The organism is Corynebacterium sp. KPL4015, assembly GCF_040225725.1.
Lineage (GTDB): Bacteria > Actinomycetota > Actinomycetes > Mycobacteriales > Mycobacteriaceae > Corynebacterium > Corynebacterium rhinophilum.
This window is the reverse complement of the sequence record NZ_JBEHGF010000008.1, coordinates 1-15,330: the sequence shown is the minus strand read 5'-3', so window position 1 is coordinate 15,330 and position 15,330 is coordinate 1. Positions and strand designations below refer to the sequence as shown.

At 56.1% G+C, this 15,330-nt stretch carries 16 protein-coding genes; 6 read left to right on the top strand and 10 right to left on the bottom strand.

Annotation, left to right across the window (positions count from 1 at the left end; translation table 11 throughout):
- Nucleotides 1-88: 88 nt before the first annotated feature.
- The 4 genes from ABRP64_RS04550 to ABRP64_RS04535 all read right to left on the bottom strand — a co-directional run bounded on the left by ABRP64_RS04550 (nucleotide 89) and on the right by ABRP64_RS04535 (nucleotide 1,879).
- Nucleotides 89-409, bottom strand: coding sequence for a hypothetical protein (locus tag ABRP64_RS04550; RefSeq protein WP_284609596.1), 321 nt, complete (start codon nucleotides 407-409; stop codon nucleotides 89-91).
- Between the two features lie 316 nt (nucleotides 410-725).
- Nucleotides 726-998: a hypothetical protein gene (locus ABRP64_RS04545; RefSeq protein WP_349865603.1), complete on the bottom strand. Its 273-nt coding sequence runs from the start codon at nucleotides 996-998 to the stop codon at nucleotides 726-728.
- Between the two features lie 2 nt (nucleotides 999-1,000).
- The gene (locus tag ABRP64_RS04540) at nucleotides 1,001-1,447 is read right to left on the bottom strand and encodes a DUF2871 domain-containing protein (protein WP_284609597.1); all 447 of its coding nucleotides are present in this window, start codon (nucleotides 1,445-1,447) and stop codon (nucleotides 1,001-1,003) included.
- Nucleotides 1,448-1,648: 201 nt separating this feature from the next.
- Entirely contained in the window at nucleotides 1,649-1,879 is a 231-nt protein-coding gene (locus tag ABRP64_RS04535; protein ID WP_349865602.1) for a hypothetical protein, read from the bottom strand.
- A gap of 724 nt (nucleotides 1,880-2,603) precedes the next feature.
- Between ABRP64_RS04535 and ABRP64_RS04530 the strand changes: the two genes are divergently transcribed.
- On the top strand, nucleotides 2,604-2,906 hold the full coding sequence (locus ABRP64_RS04530) for a malonyl-CoA-ACP transacylase (protein ID WP_284770581.1): 303 nt from the start codon (nucleotides 2,604-2,606) through the stop codon (nucleotides 2,904-2,906).
- Nucleotides 2,907-3,607: 701 nt separating this feature from the next.
- On the opposite strand, the gene ABRP64_RS04525 is transcribed toward ABRP64_RS04530, so the two are convergent.
- Entirely contained in the window at nucleotides 3,608-3,946 is a 339-nt protein-coding gene (locus ABRP64_RS04525) for a P-II family nitrogen regulator (protein WP_284609876.1), read from the bottom strand.
- Between the two features lie 27 nt (nucleotides 3,947-3,973).
- Complete coding sequence (locus tag ABRP64_RS04520) at nucleotides 3,974-5,296, bottom strand: ammonium transporter (protein WP_284770580.1); 1,323 nt, start codon at nucleotides 5,294-5,296, stop codon at nucleotides 3,974-3,976.
- A gap of 309 nt (nucleotides 5,297-5,605) precedes the next feature.
- Between ABRP64_RS04520 and ABRP64_RS04515 the strand changes: the two genes are divergently transcribed.
- The 5 genes from ABRP64_RS04515 to ABRP64_RS04495 all read left to right on the top strand — a co-directional run bounded on the left by ABRP64_RS04515 (nucleotide 5,606) and on the right by ABRP64_RS04495 (nucleotide 10,792).
- On the top strand, nucleotides 5,606-6,637 hold the full coding sequence (locus ABRP64_RS04515) for an ABC transporter substrate-binding protein (protein ID WP_284770579.1): 1,032 nt from the start codon (nucleotides 5,606-5,608) through the stop codon (nucleotides 6,635-6,637).
- A gap of 6 nt (nucleotides 6,638-6,643) precedes the next feature.
- A complete protein-coding gene (locus ABRP64_RS04510) occupies nucleotides 6,644-8,260 on the top strand; it encodes an ABC transporter permease (RefSeq protein WP_349865601.1) in 1,617 nt (538 codons plus the stop codon).
- A 2-nt stretch (nucleotides 8,261-8,262) separates the two neighbouring features.
- Nucleotides 8,263-9,291 carry an ABC transporter ATP-binding protein gene (locus tag ABRP64_RS04505; RefSeq protein WP_349865600.1) on the top strand — a complete coding sequence of 343 codons (1,029 nt, stop codon included), beginning with the start codon at nucleotides 8,263-8,265 and terminating at the stop codon, nucleotides 9,289-9,291.
- Between the two features lie 88 nt (nucleotides 9,292-9,379).
- On the top strand, nucleotides 9,380-9,808 hold the full coding sequence (locus ABRP64_RS04500; protein WP_284770576.1) for an OsmC family protein: 429 nt from the start codon (nucleotides 9,380-9,382) through the stop codon (nucleotides 9,806-9,808).
- 78 nt (nucleotides 9,809-9,886) lie between these two features.
- A complete protein-coding gene (locus ABRP64_RS04495; protein ID WP_349865650.1) occupies nucleotides 9,887-10,792 on the top strand; it encodes a DUF1906 domain-containing protein in 906 nt (301 codons plus the stop codon).
- Between the two features lie 2 nt (nucleotides 10,793-10,794).
- Here ABRP64_RS04495 and ABRP64_RS04490 read toward each other — a convergent pair whose 3' ends face one another.
- From ABRP64_RS04490 to ABRP64_RS04475, 4 genes are all read right to left on the bottom strand, one after another.
- Complete coding sequence (locus ABRP64_RS04490) at nucleotides 10,795-11,724, bottom strand: hypothetical protein (protein WP_349865599.1); 930 nt, start codon at nucleotides 11,722-11,724, stop codon at nucleotides 10,795-10,797.
- A gap of 39 nt (nucleotides 11,725-11,763) precedes the next feature.
- A complete protein-coding gene (locus tag ABRP64_RS04485) occupies nucleotides 11,764-13,407 on the bottom strand; it encodes a monocarboxylic acid transporter (RefSeq protein ID WP_349865598.1) in 1,644 nt (547 codons plus the stop codon).
- The gene (locus ABRP64_RS04480) at nucleotides 13,408-13,755 is read right to left on the bottom strand and encodes a DUF485 domain-containing protein (protein WP_284770573.1); all 348 of its coding nucleotides are present in this window, start codon (nucleotides 13,753-13,755) and stop codon (nucleotides 13,408-13,410) included.
- Nucleotides 13,756-14,046: 291 nt separating this feature from the next.
- Complete coding sequence (locus ABRP64_RS04475) at nucleotides 14,047-15,000, bottom strand: hypothetical protein (protein WP_349865596.1); 954 nt, start codon at nucleotides 14,998-15,000, stop codon at nucleotides 14,047-14,049.
- Nucleotides 15,001-15,330 lie beyond the last annotated feature (330 nt).

Here is a 15,330-nt window from a genome sequence, read left to right as displayed (position 1 = left end):
GCGCACCCTAAGTGCACCAACAAAGCCCAGAGCGAGGAACGCGGTATCGGCGACGAGCGACCATTGCGCGGCGTTGGCATGCCCTCGCTTAAGGCCTGCACCACTGTCCCAAGCGCACGGTGCTCTGCGTTGCGGAGGCGAGCCCCAGGCCAAAGCCGTACAGGGTCAGCGGTGCGGCGATGATCCAACCATTCGTATCCGGCCTCATAAGCAGGACGAGGACAAGAACACCGACGACTTCCAAGCCGAGCCCGATGAGCACGGTGCCAGGTGCCCCGAAACGCGCCGCAACGTGACGGGCTGCCGCACCGGAGAGAATGCACCGATTGCCATGGCTGACAGCGCGAAGCCCACGGCCGAAATCGCGAGCGTCACCGGCACCGGTGAGATGGGCGCGTTTTCTGACCACGTTCAGCTGAAGATGCTGAATGAGGATTGGGATTCCCACCAGCCTAGGTCGGGGCCCTCAATAATCGCGAATACCAGGACACCCATTCCGTCAGCGCACCACCGGCAAGCGGTCCGAGCGCTGCAGCCCCAGAAATCACCGCGCCCTACACGCCAAAGGCTGCGGCGCGGTACTTGCCGCGGAATACGGCATTAACCGTGGAAAGCGTGGACGGCAATGATGAACACGGCGCCGATAGCCTGTACTGCGCGCGCGGAGATCGAAGTGGCGGCGGAGGTAGAAAATCCCGCCAAAACGCTGCCTGCCACAAATATTGTCAGGCCGGTGAGGAAGGCACCCAGGTATCAGCAATCTTGCCCGTTGATAGCAGCAGCGCAGCTAATAGCACCGCATAGAGGCTATTGACCCACTGCGCCTGCGTCAAGTTAAGCTGCAGGTCAGTGATAATCGAGGCAATGCCACGCCGACGATAGTGCCATCTAGAACAATGATGCCCAACCCGATGGAAAGAACCGGCAGGCTTATCCAATCGCGGCGAGTAGGCGCCGTGACGTTTTCTTGAGCGTTCTTGAGCGTTGTGCTCGCTCATAGTTAGGCGTTCACCGAAGCTTTGGTGGTGCCCTCATCTGGTTCCTTGATCGCCCGGCCCAAATTCACGAGGAAGACCGTCAGCCCCACCGTGATGAAGATGTGGCCCAAACCAGCGATGCCGGAAATCATCTCATTGGATTCCTTGCCCAGCACCGTCAATATGCCGTGTGAAATTTGCATGCCGACGGTGAGCACCACGCCTACGTTGTAGAGCCAGAAGAACGAGTTGAACAGCTGGTGGTGCCGCGACAGTGCAAAGACCTTTTCCAACGCCAAGAAGATAAGGAATAGCATGAAGCCTAGCGCCAGCAAGTGGGTGTGAGCCACGCTTAGCTGCGTATATTCGCCTTCCGGGAAATCTTGTAGCTTCGTAAACTCCCGATAAAACAAGCCGGCGACCAAGCCCAAGACGAGGTAGAAAATCGCTGCCCTGTACAAAGCCTTCATATCATTACTCCTTCCCAGTCATCGCTGTGACTGGATAGCCGAGGGGATCAAGTTCTCTAAATACATATCTTGCCCCGACTTGTCCGGCTTTGAATCGCAGAGGCGGTTGAAACTTCAATCAACCAGTAGGTTGATTGGAGGCTTGTTTCCCTCGTGTCCTCTTCATTCCCGCAAGGAGTGTGCCCCAGAAAACTAGCACTTCTAGCGCTCGGCTTTTACATTTTTCTTTTCAAATACAGGACCGGAACGGGCCAGCGCGAGGATCACTAGCACGGTTCCGATGCCCACTAAAAGCAATGGAACCACAGCATTACCTGACTGCTGCCCAGCATCGGCAGCATCAATTCCGGCGCTAATTAAAATAGGCGCCGCGATGACCAAAACCACACCGAGAAATCCGGTAGCCAACGACAACTGCAATTTCCGATTCATCACTTATCCTCATTCTTTCGACGCCGTTCGGAAGCATAATCCGCCAGCGATAAAACGACACCTATGAGCAAAATTGTGACCACTAAAGCAAGTGTCCGGTGATAGTCATTAAACAGAACCCCGAGCACGATGGCTATCAAGGCTGACACGCAAAATGGCCGGAAATGATTCCACAAGCTTCTCATGGTTCTCAGGCTACCTCCGCTGCCAGTCAAAATGCATGTGCAGGCTCAGGCTAAGGGGCTGGTATCTCCTCTCAAAAGTTCGCTATTCACTTCACCCAAGGCATTACTTATATCTCCTTGAATGGACCTGACCCCCATTTGGTGGACACCTGATATCCAACGGGCCTGACCCCTGTTTGGCGGACACCCGATATCCAGCCCAACCGGGTTGGAAAAATAGTAATCTACCGCCCTGTCCGGGTATTCCGAACAGGGGTCCAGTCCTACATCCACCCACTGGAGTACTTCCCAAAGGAAGAGCCGTTTCAGGAGCCTGAAAACAAAGACTAGTTTTGGTATAATAACCAATTTGGGCTCTTGTGCTGGAAGGAACCAGAAAAACTGGCCCTTGGTCAGCACAGTTTTTGAGCTAATCCGAAGTTAAGTTACGGTTGTAACCGTTAATTTTGCAGGTGAGCGAGTGTTCTATACCACACTCACCCATACCATACGCCCAACAGAAAGGTATTCAGATTATTACCACTATTCTTGCTGGACTATTGACTGCAAGCACTGGCTTAATCGGCCACAGCACTCCAATCGAAAAAGCTTCCCCTATAGCCCAGCATCAAGACCATGCGGCGGCGGCCACCCCCGACCGCGATACCTCCGACGTGCAAACGCTAATCGATGATGCCGAAGAACAAGCTGGCTACAAATTCATGACTATCCGCTATGATGGAAAATTCGCGCATATCGCTTTAGATCCCGAAAAATACAACCCCGACAGCGATAACGCGACATTTAAAGCAGCGACCCGGCTGCTCACCAAGAAGGGTTATAAGGTCACTGCAGTTCTCTAAACTGTTCACCTCCACTGCCCTGGCCCCCAGTTTGCTCGCCAAACGGGCCGTTACGACCCTGTTCACGCAGCTGCGCGATGGTCGAACCTAAAGATTGACGGGTTGCTTTGACAATGCCGTTGGGGGTTAAGTAGCAAAAAGGGGATGAGGACATTTTTAGGAGTATTCACAGTAGCAGCTTGCGTCAGCGTTGATTGATGCTTAATCCGCCGTTGATGCCAGGACCGGTGATTACGACGTCCTTAAGCGCGTAAGGCAGCGTGAGAACTAGCGCAACCGACAACACCAAACCAGACACCGCTGTATCCTGCGAGGAACTAACCTGGCGCACGATGCTCTACATTACGGAGGCTTGCCCGGAGTCATCGACGGGAATAACCCCAAAGCACCGTGCCGATCAGCTGCACCGAGGCAAAACCAAGGCCTGGAACGCCAAGGAACAGCGGTGCGCCAATGGGCCAACGGGACCTACCCCGGGTAGTGGAACTGTTGGGGTTAGGCCCATCCTCTCGTACCGCCACACGATCCGCACAGATCGGATGTACACTAAACGAGGGTAACCTCACACAAGGCCTGGCCCCGGAAAGTTGACACATCGGGGTCGGGCTCTCGGATTTTTCCTCACGTTGAACTTAAAATAAACTGGTTTGCCACGACTCTTCTACTTCTATAAGCAAGCAGATCCACCGCGCATTTGAGGTCTAAATAGCCTTCTCGCCACGCTCGCCGGTGCGGACGCGGATCACATCTTCGACGGAAGCTATCCAAATCTTGCCGTCGCCGATTTCGCCGGTGCAGGCGGCATCGACGATGGCATCGACAATCGCTTCGGCGTCATCGTCTGCCACGATGAGCTCGATTTTGGCCTTGGGCACAAAGGAAGTGGCGAATTGGGCGCCGCGGTAGATTTCCTTGTTACCGCGTTGCTGGCCAAAGCCTTCGATTTCAGTCACCGTCATGCCCGGTGAGCCGAGCTTTTGTAGGGCTTGCTGGATATCATCAAGCGTAAAGGGCTTGACCACGGCTGTCACGAGTTTCATTGTTGCTCCTAGGTATCGCTGGGCGTTTTAGTTGCGGCTGGTGGTACCGCGCATGGCACGGCCGCCAATGTCATAGCCGGTCTCACGGTGACCACCAAAGTCAATGCCGTCGGTTTCAATCTGGTCGGTCACGCGCCAGCCAATCGTCGCCTTCAAAATCACCGCGATGATGGCGGTAATGACTGCGGCGAAGACCACGGCGATTGCGGCGATGAGGATCTGTACGATGAGCAGCTTCCAGCCTTCGGCGCCGCCACCGGTGAAAATGCCGCGGTCATTGGCAAAGAAAGCAACCGCCACGGTGCCCCACAGGCCGGCGACCAGGTGGACGCCCACGACGTCGAGGGAGTCATCGAAGCCGAAGCGGAACTTCAGACCCACGCCCAGGCAGCCCAGCATGCCGCCGAGGGCGCCCATGATGAGCGAGGTCACCGGGTTCAGGTCGCCCGCGGCAGGGGTAATGGTGACAAGTCCTGCGACCACACCGGAGGCAGCACCCAGGGAGGTGCAGTAGTTATCGCGCAGTTTTTCCACGAGCAACCAGCCCAGGATTGCCGCAGCCGTTGCGGCGGTAGTGTTGACCCAGGCCAGGCCGGCGAGGCCATCGGCTGCGAAGGCGGAACCGCCGTTGAAACCGAACCAACCAAACCACAGCAGGCCGGCACCGAGCATGACCATGGGCAGGTTGTGGGGGCGCTGCACGCTCTTCGGGAAGCCCTGGCGCTTGCCCACGACAATCGCTAGGACTAGTGCGGCCGTACCTGCGGAAATGTGGACGACGGTACCACCGGCAAAGTCAATGGGGGCCACAAGCGCTTCCCCGCCCTCGCTGCCAAAGATCCAGCTGGTGACGCTGCTTTCGCCCTCACCCAGGATGCCGCCGCCCCAGACCATGTGGGCCAGCGGGAAGTAGACAAAGGTTGCCCACAGGCCGCTGAAAAGCATCCAGGTACCGAACTTCACACGGCCGGCGAGTGCACCGGAGATAATCGCGGTGGAAATAACGGCGAAGGTGAGCTGGAAGCCGATATCGATGATATTGGCGTAGCCTTCCGCACCTTCGAGGTATTCACCATTGGCATCAAAGATGGAGTCCTTCAGCCCGAAGAACTCGAAGGGGCTGGCAACGATGCCGCCCCAGGACTCCGTGCCGTAGCTCATTGACCAGCCCCAGAGGATATAAATGATGCTGACTACCGCTAGTGAGCCGAAGGACATCAACATCATGTTGAGCACGCCGCGGCGCTCTGTCATGCCTCCGTAAAAAAGTGCCAGGGCTGGGGTCATGAGCAGCACGAGAGCCGCGCTCATGAGCATCCAGCTCGCATTGCCTGCGATCACCGAATCCATTATTTCTCCTTGTAGGGTTCCTTCATTGCTTTTCATAACGGTAGTACTACAGGTATATAAATATCTATTGACCTATAGATTAATCCCCCATGTGGGGTTACCTTAAGCTTGTCACCTCCTGGTTTCCCGCTTTTCACCACTAAAAGGCTGCCCATTCGAGCGAGGTTCCTTGGCGAGCCCTCCCTCCACAACATCCGCCCAGGAGCTCAAAGAATTTACTGTACGTTCACATCGATCCTAAGTTGCCTTAACTTCAGTGCAGTTAGATAGACGTTCCTGTTAACTACTCTCTCTGGAGGAACTTCCCCAATGAAGCCGAAGCACTCATCTCTCGCTGCCCTAGCCCTTGCTTCAACCGTTCTTCTTAGCTCGTGCGGTGAGCCTGCGACCGACGATGAAGATACGCAGGCCGCAAGCGATTCAACCACCATTACCGTCTATACCTCAGAGCCGGAAGAGAAGGTCGATGAAATCAATGCCGCCTTCAATGAAGACAACCCCGATATCGAGGTCAAGGTGTACCGGGCCGGTACCGGCGATTTGAACGCGCGCATTTCTTCGGAGAAGAAATCTGGCGATATCGAAGCAGACGTTTTCTGGGCGGCTGATGCTCCTACCTTTGAAAATTACGCCGAGGATGGCGATCTCATCGAGCTTGCCGATGTCGATTCCGATGACGTCATCGACGAGGCCAAGGACGACGAGAATTTTTATGTCGGCACGCGCATTATCCCCACGGTCATTGCTTATAACACCGACGAAATCGCAGAAGGCGATGCCCCGACCTCGTGGGCGGATCTCACCGATCCGAAGTACAAGGACAAACTCGTCATGCCTAACCCGGCGGTCTCTGGTGCGGCAGCCTTCAATGCCTCAGCATGGAAGAACAATCCAGACCTCGGTGAAGCGTGGATCGAAGACCTGGGCAAGAATTCTCCGATGATCGCAGAGTCCAATGGCCCTACCTCCCAGGAAATCGCTTCCGGTTCTAGGCCCGTGGGCGTGGTCGTCGACTACTTAGTCCGCGACCTAGCGGATAAGGGATCCCCAGTTGCCCTTGCCTACCCCACCGAGGGATCACCGTATATTTCTGAGCCTGCGGGCGTATTCAAAGACTCCAAGGAGCAAGAAGCGGCACAGAAGTACATCAACTTCCTGCTTTCGAAGAAGGCTCAAGAAATCGCCGTCGATCAGTCTTACCTCCCGGTGCGTGAGGATGTGGGAACTCCAGCGGGCACCCCTGAACTCGCAGACATTGAGCTCATGGACCAAGACCTGAAGAAAATCACCAAGGATAAAGACGCCGCCGTCGAGGTATTCCAAAAGGCAGTGGCTTCCTAGTTCTTGATGGCTCGCTTGTTGAAAAATCCCTCCGTGTCCGCGCTGCGCGTTGGCGTGTGGCTCATTGCCCTTGGCCTGTTCATCGCGCCTTTGGCCCTTGTTGTCTCCCTTGCACTGGGTGGAAACCAAATTCCCGTCCTGCTAGAGCAAGGGCTCGGTATTGCTACATGGAATTCGCTGTTCACCACGGCGCTTTCGGCTCTCGCCGCCGTCATCATCGGCACCGTTATTGCCATCGCGCTAGACCGCACGGATGTCTACGGCTCTTCGGTACTGCGCCTATTCCTGCTCTCGCCGCTCTTGGTTCCGCCATTTATCGGAGCGATCGCCTGGATTCAACTATTCGGCCCGAATCAGGGCTTGAATAAACTCTTTGGGTTCGAAATATGGAATATCTACGGCGCAGACGGGGTCATAGCGCTGATGACCATCCACTCTTTTCCCACGGCATACGTCATCATTTCTTCGAGCCTGCGCTCCATCTCTCCCGATTTCGAGCTAGCCGCCCGAGTATCTGGTGCTTCCGTGATGACTGTTCTGCGCACGGTCACCCTTCCGCTCCTGCGCCCCGCCCTGTTATCCGCGTTTACCCTCACGGCAATTGCTAATCTGGCGGATTTCGGAATTCCTGCCATTATCGGCTCGCCGGCTCGATTCGAAACGCTCGCAACGATGATTTACCGGTTCATTGATTCCGGCACCGTATCGAACCCCTTACAGGTGGTCTCGACCATCGGCGTCGTCCTCTTATTTTTGGGAATCGGCGCAGTCATCATGGACTACCTCACCTCCCTGAAAAACTCGTCTTCTACCCATGACTCCGGAAGCCCGGCGCGCTTTGCGCTGCATTCAGCGCGTTGGCCGGTCACGATCATCATGTGGGTGTGCGGACTCGCCATTTCCATTGGCCCAATCCTTGGTTTGGCTTACCGCGCGTTGCTGCCAGCCCCTGGAGTTCCGTTTACATTAGAAACCATCTCGTTGGCGAACTTTAGCAGTGCTTTATCCAACCCGCGCGTTCTCGACGGCCTTACCAATTCCGCATTTCTGTCAATAACCGCCGCGATTATCTGCGGGATTCTTGGCTGGGTCATCGGAATTCTAGTGACTCGGACCCAGGCGCGGGGAAATACCCTTTTAACACTTTCTGCGCTCCTGCCGAGCGCGCTGCCGGGGCTCATCATCGGCGTCGCCTGGCTGATTGCCGGGCGCTATACCGGGTTATATAACACCATTTGGATAATCCTTATCGCCTACGTCTGTGCTTTTACCGCACTCGTTGTCCAGTCCGTGCGTGCCCCGCTAATAAGCACCCCGGTCACCGTGGAAGAAGCAGCGCGCATTTCTGGCGCCACGCCTCTTAAAGCGCTTTTTACTACCACCGGCGCAATGACCATTCCGGCGGCAATCTCCGGTGCGGTGCTCGTCGCGGTGACCGCGATTCGAGAACTTACTATTTCCGTACTCCTCGTCGCCCCTGGAACTACAACGCTGGGTGTGCAAGTCTTCAACCTGCAACAGGCAGGAAATTATAACCAGGCATCGGCACTCGCTTTGCTCTTTGCGCTGCTAGGCATCATTGCCCTCGCACTGACTATCCGCGCTCCTAAGGTAAGGACTTAATAATGGCGAAAATTGCAGCTTCCCACCTCACGGTCACTTTTCCGGATGGAACCACCGGCCTGCGCGATATCAACCTCTCCATCGAGCCTGGGGAACTCATTGCACTCGTTGGCCCGTCAGGCTCCGGTAAAACCACGCTCCTGCGCACCATCGCTGGTTTTATTTCTCCATCGTCAGGTGAGCTTTACATAGATGGCCGGCAGATGACTGATATTCCGCCGGAGAAACGCGGCATCGGCATGGTCTTCCAACAGCACGCGATCTGGCCGCACATGTCTGTAAAGGACAATGTTGGCTACCCGCTGCGCCAGGCGAAAGTAGCAAAGGCCGAGCGCGAAGAGCGCATATCTGAGACTTTAGCTCTCGTGGGCCTGCCAGGATTCGAAGACCGTACACCAGACAGCCTTTCTGGCGGGCAGCGCCAGCGCGTTGCCCTGGCCCGGGCGATCGTCGCTAAACCCAAAGTTTTATTACTGGATGAGGCGCTTTCCGCCCTCGATGAACCATTGCGCGATAATTTGCGCCGCGAGCTGGTAGCCCTGACACAAAAGCAACGCCTAACCACGGTGCACGTCACCCACGATCGCGCCGAGGCACTGGCAATCGCAGATAGAGTCGTGGTTCTAGACGGCGGCGAAATCCAGCAGATTGCTACTCCGCAACAGCTGCTGGAAAATCCCGCTAGCCCGGTGGTCGCGGGATTTATTGCGGATGCCACGATTGTCCAGACCACTATTTCAGGAAGCCGCGTCGAGTGCCCAACTCTTGGTATCTCTTGGCCGTTGAGTGACGTAACCGTGCGAGGAGAAGGCACTAAGGCCGCCATCTTGCCGCACCACGCGACGATCGTGGAGGAAAACCATCCAGGTGCCACGGTTGCTGCGGTGGTTGACTCCGCCATTTTCGAAGCCGGACACTACTCCGTTACCGCCTCCCATGAATCTGGGGTCACGTTCCGGACTACCGCAGATAATAAACCAGAGCTTGGACAATCGGTGCGTATCCGCTTCTCGCCGCCGTTGATATATTAAGTGCGCACTGTGTCCGATTTCCTATCGCTGCATTTAATCCTTTGCTGCAGCGTGGCCTATATCCCGAGCCTGGCTTAAGCTTTAAGCCATGAGTGAAATCACGAAGCAGTATTCCGTTGACCTTACCCGCGTAGAAAATTCGGTGTACCGGGCCACCAATGCGGACGGCGCCAGCATCGAGTTCGGGCGCGGCGAGGGCCTGTTATCTCCGGTAGAACTCCTGCTGGCTGCCGTCGCCGGATGCACCGCGGTGGATGTGGATGTCGTGACCTCCCGGCGCACCGAGCCGGAGTCTTTCCGGGTGCGCGCAGAGGGCGACCGCGTGGATGAGGATGGCGCCTCGCGGCTTTCCGATGTCCGCGTCTCCTTCACCCTCGCCTTCCCTTCCACCCCGGACGGCGATAAGGCCCGCACGCTCGTGGATAACCTCATCCGCATCTCCCACGAGAAGGACTGCACGGTATCGCGCACCGTGGAACACGCCACGAACGTGGAATTTAGCAACGAGTCAAAATAAACACGATTCCCCCACCATCTCCTGCTATGGTGCATTTGTTAACTATTGTGACTAATGCGATCACTGCAGGAGCTTTTTATGTCACCGTCTCTGTCTCGTCGCGGCCTCTTGAAGGCAAGCGCCCTTGCCCTTACCGCCGGCGCCATTGGTGCGGCAGCCCCCTCTGCCGCCGCCCTCGGCCCGGTGCGCGGCACCATTATCGATTTTTCCTCCGGCGTCCCCTCCCCCGCCGCCATCAAGCGCGCGGGCCATATCGGTGCCATTCGCTACGTTTCCAATAAGCGCCCCGGCGCGGCCTGGATGACCGGCAAGCCGGTCACGCTCCAAGAGGCTGCCGCCAATGCCGCGGCCGGCCTGCCCACGGCCTCGGTCTATCAATTCGGCCGCGCCGAAACCGCCGATTGGAAGCAGGGCGCGGCCGGCGCCGCCATCCACGCTCCGCAGGCCATTTCGCTGCACAAGGCCGCCGGTGGACCCACGCACCGCCCCATTTATATCGCCATCGACGATAACCCCACCCGCGAGCACTACACCCAGTTCATCCGGCCATACCTGCAGGCGTTTTCCAAGGCGCTGTCTATAGCCGGTTACCAGACCGGCGTTTACGGCAACTACAACACCATCGAGTGGGCCAGCCGCGATGGGATTGGCACGTTCTACTGGATGCACGATTGGGGTTCCAACGGGAAAATCCACCCCAAGACCACCATTCACCAGCTTCCGCAGTCGCGACAGCAGACCATCGAGAACGTCATCGTCGATGTCAACGAGGTCTACGCCAGCGACTGGGGCCAATGGACACCCGGCTCCAAGCAGCCAGGCATCCAGGATCTCAGCTCTACCCTGGACGAGGCTATCCCCAATATGCCGGATTTGCCGCAGCTCACCGCGGATGGGGTGAGTTTTAAGGGGTCATCGCTAAGCAACGAGCAAATTCGCGGGCTTGCCGATGCCGCCCAGGACATCGCCAAGGCCATTAAGTAGGCCTATTTCCCCTTGGGCTCGGAGGACTTCTTTTCGCCCTTTTTGCCCTCGTCCTTCTTCTCGCTCGAGGTCGGCTTTTCTGAGGTTGTCTCGATGGGTGGGACGTCCTCGCCGTTCTTGTACTTCAGGAACCGCTCGGTGGCCTTGCCCAGATTCTCGCCGTTGATTTCGCTCTTCACGTAGTCCGTGAGGTCATCGGCGGATCCATTAATGGATGCCGCGGCGACGAAGTTCTTACCAAAGGACACCGAGGAATTGATCGACTTATCGTTGGACCAGCCCCACTTGCTGCCCACCACATTAGAGAGCTTCGCGGTGCCATAATCTTGGTCATAACCATCTTCTGAGACGGGATCCGCGTGCGACATCGCCACCAGCACGGGGTGGGTCTCATCGCGCTTGATGAGCTGAGAGATAAAGCTGGCTACGTCATAGGTGGAGGTTTCCGAATAGCCCCAAGTCTCGCCCGCCTTGGTGGATTCCAGGTGGTATTCCTTGGCAATTTTATCGATGGAATCCGGGTACTTTTTAAACAGCTCCTCGGCGCTCTTATCAGAAGAGCTGGCAATCATGCCGAGCGCCTCGTATTTGTCCTCATACTCGCCCTGCTCAATGACGTAGGTGGCGATGTAGAGCTTGATGAGGCTGAGCGCCGGGCGAGGATCGTGTTCTGCCGCAGAGCCCATATACATGCCATCGTGCAGACGAATATAGCTAATGGAATGGTCCTCATCCCCCTTGAGGAACTCATTGATGCGCGGAGGCACCTTTGAGGCTCTGTGCGCGGTGATCGTGGTGTCTTCGGCTTTAGCGGTGCTATCTCGCTCGCTATTGCTACACCCAGCAACCGTAGAGCAAGCAAGCATGCACACGGCAAGGGCGGCACCAGCCTTTACTGATGCCGCCGCGTTGAGAGAGGACGGATTAAACACGTCGAACCATATTACCGGTAATTGCTACTTTGCGGGCAATTAGTGCTGGACTGGGGCCTCGACGCCCACACCGGTCAGGGAACGAACTTCCATTTCTGCCGCCAGCTCGTCCAAGTTGTCCGGCTTGGTCACGATGGAGACAAACCAACCGACGAAGAAGGACAGCGGGATGCTGACCAGACCCGGCGAGGTCAGCGGGAAGATAGCCCAGTCCGCGTTCGGGAACATGGCGCTTTCGGTGCCGGATACCGCTGGGGAGAAGAAGATGAGAACCAAGCAGGAGACAACACCGGTGTACATGGAGGCCACGGCACCCGCGGTGTTGAAGCGGCGCCAGTACAGCGAGTACAGGATGGTCGGCAGGTTAGCCGATGCCGCCACTGCGAAGGCCAGGGAGACCAGGAAGGCCACGTTCTGGGTCATCGCCAAGATGCCCAAGATAATGGAGACGATACCCAGGATTACCACGGTGGCCTGCGAGACGCGCACCTGCTCTGCCTCGGTGGACTCACCGTTGCGAATGACCGCGTGGTAGATATCGTGCGCGATAGAGGCGGAGGCGGTAATCGCCAAGCCCGCCACCACGGCAAGCACGGTAGCGAAGGCCACGGCGGAAATAATCGCCATGAAGATGGAGCCACCGATTTCCAGTGCCAGCAGCGGTGCCGCGGCGTTCGCTCCACCTGGTGCGTTCAGGATGCGGTCCGGGCCAACCAGTGCAGCTGCCCCGTAGCCCAGAATCAGGGCCATCAGGTAGAAGGCACCGATGATAACGATGGCCCAGGTCACGGAGCGACGAGCCTCAACGGCGGTCGGCACGGTGTAGAAGCGCATCAGCACGTGTGGCAAGCCGCCCACACCCAGCACGAGGGACATACCCAAGGAAATGAAGTCCAACTTAGCGGCGGTAGAGCCACCGTACTTCAGGCCCGGCTCCATGATTTCCTTGGCCTCATAACCCTTTTCATGGAGGTAATCGGAGGACGCGTGCATATCAACCGCGGTGCTGAACATGTTGCTAAAGCCACCGCGCAGGGAGATAAACACCATGATGCACATGATGACCACACCGGTCACCAGCAGGACGGCCTTAATCATCTGCACGTAGGTAGTACCCTTCATGCCGCCGACCAAGACGTAGAGGATCATCAGCACGCCGACGATGCCGACAACGACTGCCTGCCACTTGAATTCATGGATGTTCAGCAGCACGGCCACCAGCGAACCGGCGCCGGCCATCTGGGCAATGAGGTAGAACAGCGTCACGAAGAGTGTGGCGATGGACGCGGCCACGCGCACCGGCTTTTGCTTCAGGCGGAAGGACAAAACGTCCGCCATGGTAAAGCGGCCCACGTTACGCATCGGCTCGGCCACGAGCATCAGGGCCACGAGCCAGGCGACGAAGAAGCCGACGGAGTACAAGAATCCGTCGTAGCCGTTGAGCGCCACCGCACCGACGATACCGAGGAAGGACGCAGCAGAAAGGTAGTCACCGGAAATGGCCAAGCCATTTTGGCGGCCGGAGAACGAGCCACCACCGGTATAGAAGTCAGACGCCTTCTTCGTGGACTTGCCGGCGCGGAGCACGACGGCCATGGTGACCACGAGGAAGATGCCGAAGATGGAGATATTCAGAATCGGGTTACCGGCAGAAGTTTCTTGTGCAAGGTAAATGGTAGTCATTTACTTGGCCTCCAACTTCTCGCGAATAGCAACCGATTTAGGCTGAATATTCTTATTGGCATACTTCACGTAAATCCAGGTGATGATGAACGTGGTGAGGAACTGGGCCAGGCCGAAGACGAGGCCGACGTTCCAGCCGCCATCGCCAAGCTCAATGGCCATAAAATCAGGCGCAAACACGGCAGTGAGCACGTAGACGATGTACCACACGAAAAACGCGACGGTCATGGGAAAAGTGAAACTACGATAAGCGCTGCGCAGCTCGCCAAACTCTTCACTATCGCGCATTTCTATGTAGTCGGCTGCCGTAAGGTCACGGCGCTCGACTGGAGCAGTTGTATCACTCATAGAAGGGTTGTCTCCTTGGGTGAGAGAGGTTCTGTACAAACGAGGCGCAATGTGTTATTCATCACCACCCGCGTTGCTATGTAAGATACAGAACAATTTTTGCAAAGCAGTAAATATTGCCAATACACCCCACAAAAACTCCCCCCTTTTAGCCCGATAGGTTCCGGTGAACTGGGCTAATATTCTTTGCAAATCACCCCCTCCACCCAGGATTTAAGTGGTTCGCAAATTTTGTTAACTAGACATTAACTGACATTCGCAGTGCTACCGCCGCTCTAATCCTCGCGTGCATTAAAAGCGTTGGCGAAAAATAAAAACAATTCCCACCACAGTTACCACGGCCCATACGATAACTTGGTTTAGCTCCGCAGAAATAGTCTCACTGTCTATGGGCAGCGAAAACATCAAGTCTGCTAAGCCTGCGGAAGCAAAGACTAGGCCGAAAACCTCCAGAATACTTTTGCTCTTCGCCTCGTGTTGTTGCGTAGCAAAATCAATTCTGGCTCTAGCTAGTTCCAAAGCATCCGCAGCGTTATCCATTTCTACTGCGAGCTCACTGGTACGGAAAATATCATCCACAATGGCGGTAGCATCATGGGGTGAGTTAGCACCCAAACGCTGCCCCACCCGCGATCTAATCTGTGAAAATTCTTGACCATCTAACAACAGCTGCAATCCAACTTTTGAATTAGCACGTACCAACGGCGTATCGGAAGCACGTTGATTCAGCCGGTAAGCGGTAAGCCATGTGGATTGGATCCGAAACTCAGAGAGGGTGACCAAGTCTTCCAATAAAGTCCCAGTGCGCGGACATACCACCACGCTGGACCAAGAAGAATAGAAATCACCTTTCGTGGCTTCACACACCACTGGCTCGGGACATTCTTTCGTATTGGCGCGAATCAAGGACTCTACGTGTTCGGAATCTGGTAGTGCTTTGGTAGCCTGGGAAATGCTGCACCCCACAGAGCGAGGATGCAAAAGTGCGGAGAGCAGCAGCCTGTCACTCTCCGGTGAGGTAATAAATGCTGACAGAGAATAGGTGAAGAATCCGTCGACGTGTGCACGGACATCCAACTTGGATTTCTTGGCCAACTTCCTACGCAGCGTGGAAATCAGCTCTTTCCCTTCAGCTACTGAATCGGGGATCTCCCCCATCTCTATGGCCCGCTGGAATTCTATGCGCCCGATCAGTGCATCGACTGCTTCCGCATATGCAGAAGCAGAAGGATAGGAGTATCCCACTCTGACCACCCCGTATCCAGACTCCGCAATATAAAAAGCAAGTCCTGCTTTTTAAAAATGCCTACGCAATTGGGAGTCACAACGCGCACATCTATCTGATTGAACCGGCCAGTTACATCGATCCAGCCGCACTCGGTACAGGTACGCCGTGCGACATCGGCAAGCTGCTGTGAGCGCACTGGGGTCCCCAGCTCGAACGGGAGAAATTCATAGCGCGTAAGCATTAGCGCAGTACGAAGTCGCGCCCGATAAAGGTTGCGTCCACTAGTGTGGTGTATCTGTAACTGACGGTGGGCCCCTTATGAATGAGGCTGGCGACCACCGTAGTAC

Coding starts and splice junctions, on each gene's coding strand:
- ABRP64_RS04545 (WP_349865603.1), bottom strand. CDS start 998: ATGAGCGAGCACAACGCTCAAGAACGCTCAAGAAAACGTCACGGCGCC.
- ABRP64_RS04540 (WP_284609597.1), bottom strand. CDS start 1,447: ATGAAGGCTTTGTACAGGGCAGCGATTTTCTACCTCGTCTTGGGCTTG.
- ABRP64_RS04535 (WP_349865602.1), bottom strand. CDS start 1,879: ATGAATCGGAAATTGCAGTTGTCGTTGGCTACCGGATTTCTCGGTGTG.
- ABRP64_RS04525 (WP_284609876.1), bottom strand. CDS start 3,946: ATGAAACTCGTGACAGCCGTGGTCAAGCCCTTTACGCTTGATGATATC.
- ABRP64_RS04520 (WP_284770580.1), bottom strand. CDS start 5,296: ATGGATTCGGTGATCGCAGGCAATGCGAGCTGGATGCTCATGAGCGCG.
- ABRP64_RS04515 (WP_284770579.1), top strand. CDS start 5,606: ATGAAGCCGAAGCACTCATCTCTCGCTGCCCTAGCCCTTGCTTCAACC.
- ABRP64_RS04510 (WP_349865601.1), top strand. CDS start 6,644: ATGGCTCGCTTGTTGAAAAATCCCTCCGTGTCCGCGCTGCGCGTTGGC.
- ABRP64_RS04505 (WP_349865600.1), top strand. CDS start 8,263: ATGGCGAAAATTGCAGCTTCCCACCTCACGGTCACTTTTCCGGATGGA.
- ABRP64_RS04500 (WP_284770576.1), top strand. CDS start 9,380: ATGAGTGAAATCACGAAGCAGTATTCCGTTGACCTTACCCGCGTAGAA.
- ABRP64_RS04495 (WP_349865650.1), top strand. CDS start 9,887: ATGTCACCGTCTCTGTCTCGTCGCGGCCTCTTGAAGGCAAGCGCCCTT.
- ABRP64_RS04485 (WP_349865598.1), bottom strand. CDS start 13,407: ATGACTACCATTTACCTTGCACAAGAAACTTCTGCCGGTAACCCGATT.
- ABRP64_RS04480 (WP_284770573.1), bottom strand. CDS start 13,755: ATGAGTGATACAACTGCTCCAGTCGAGCGCCGTGACCTTACGGCAGCC.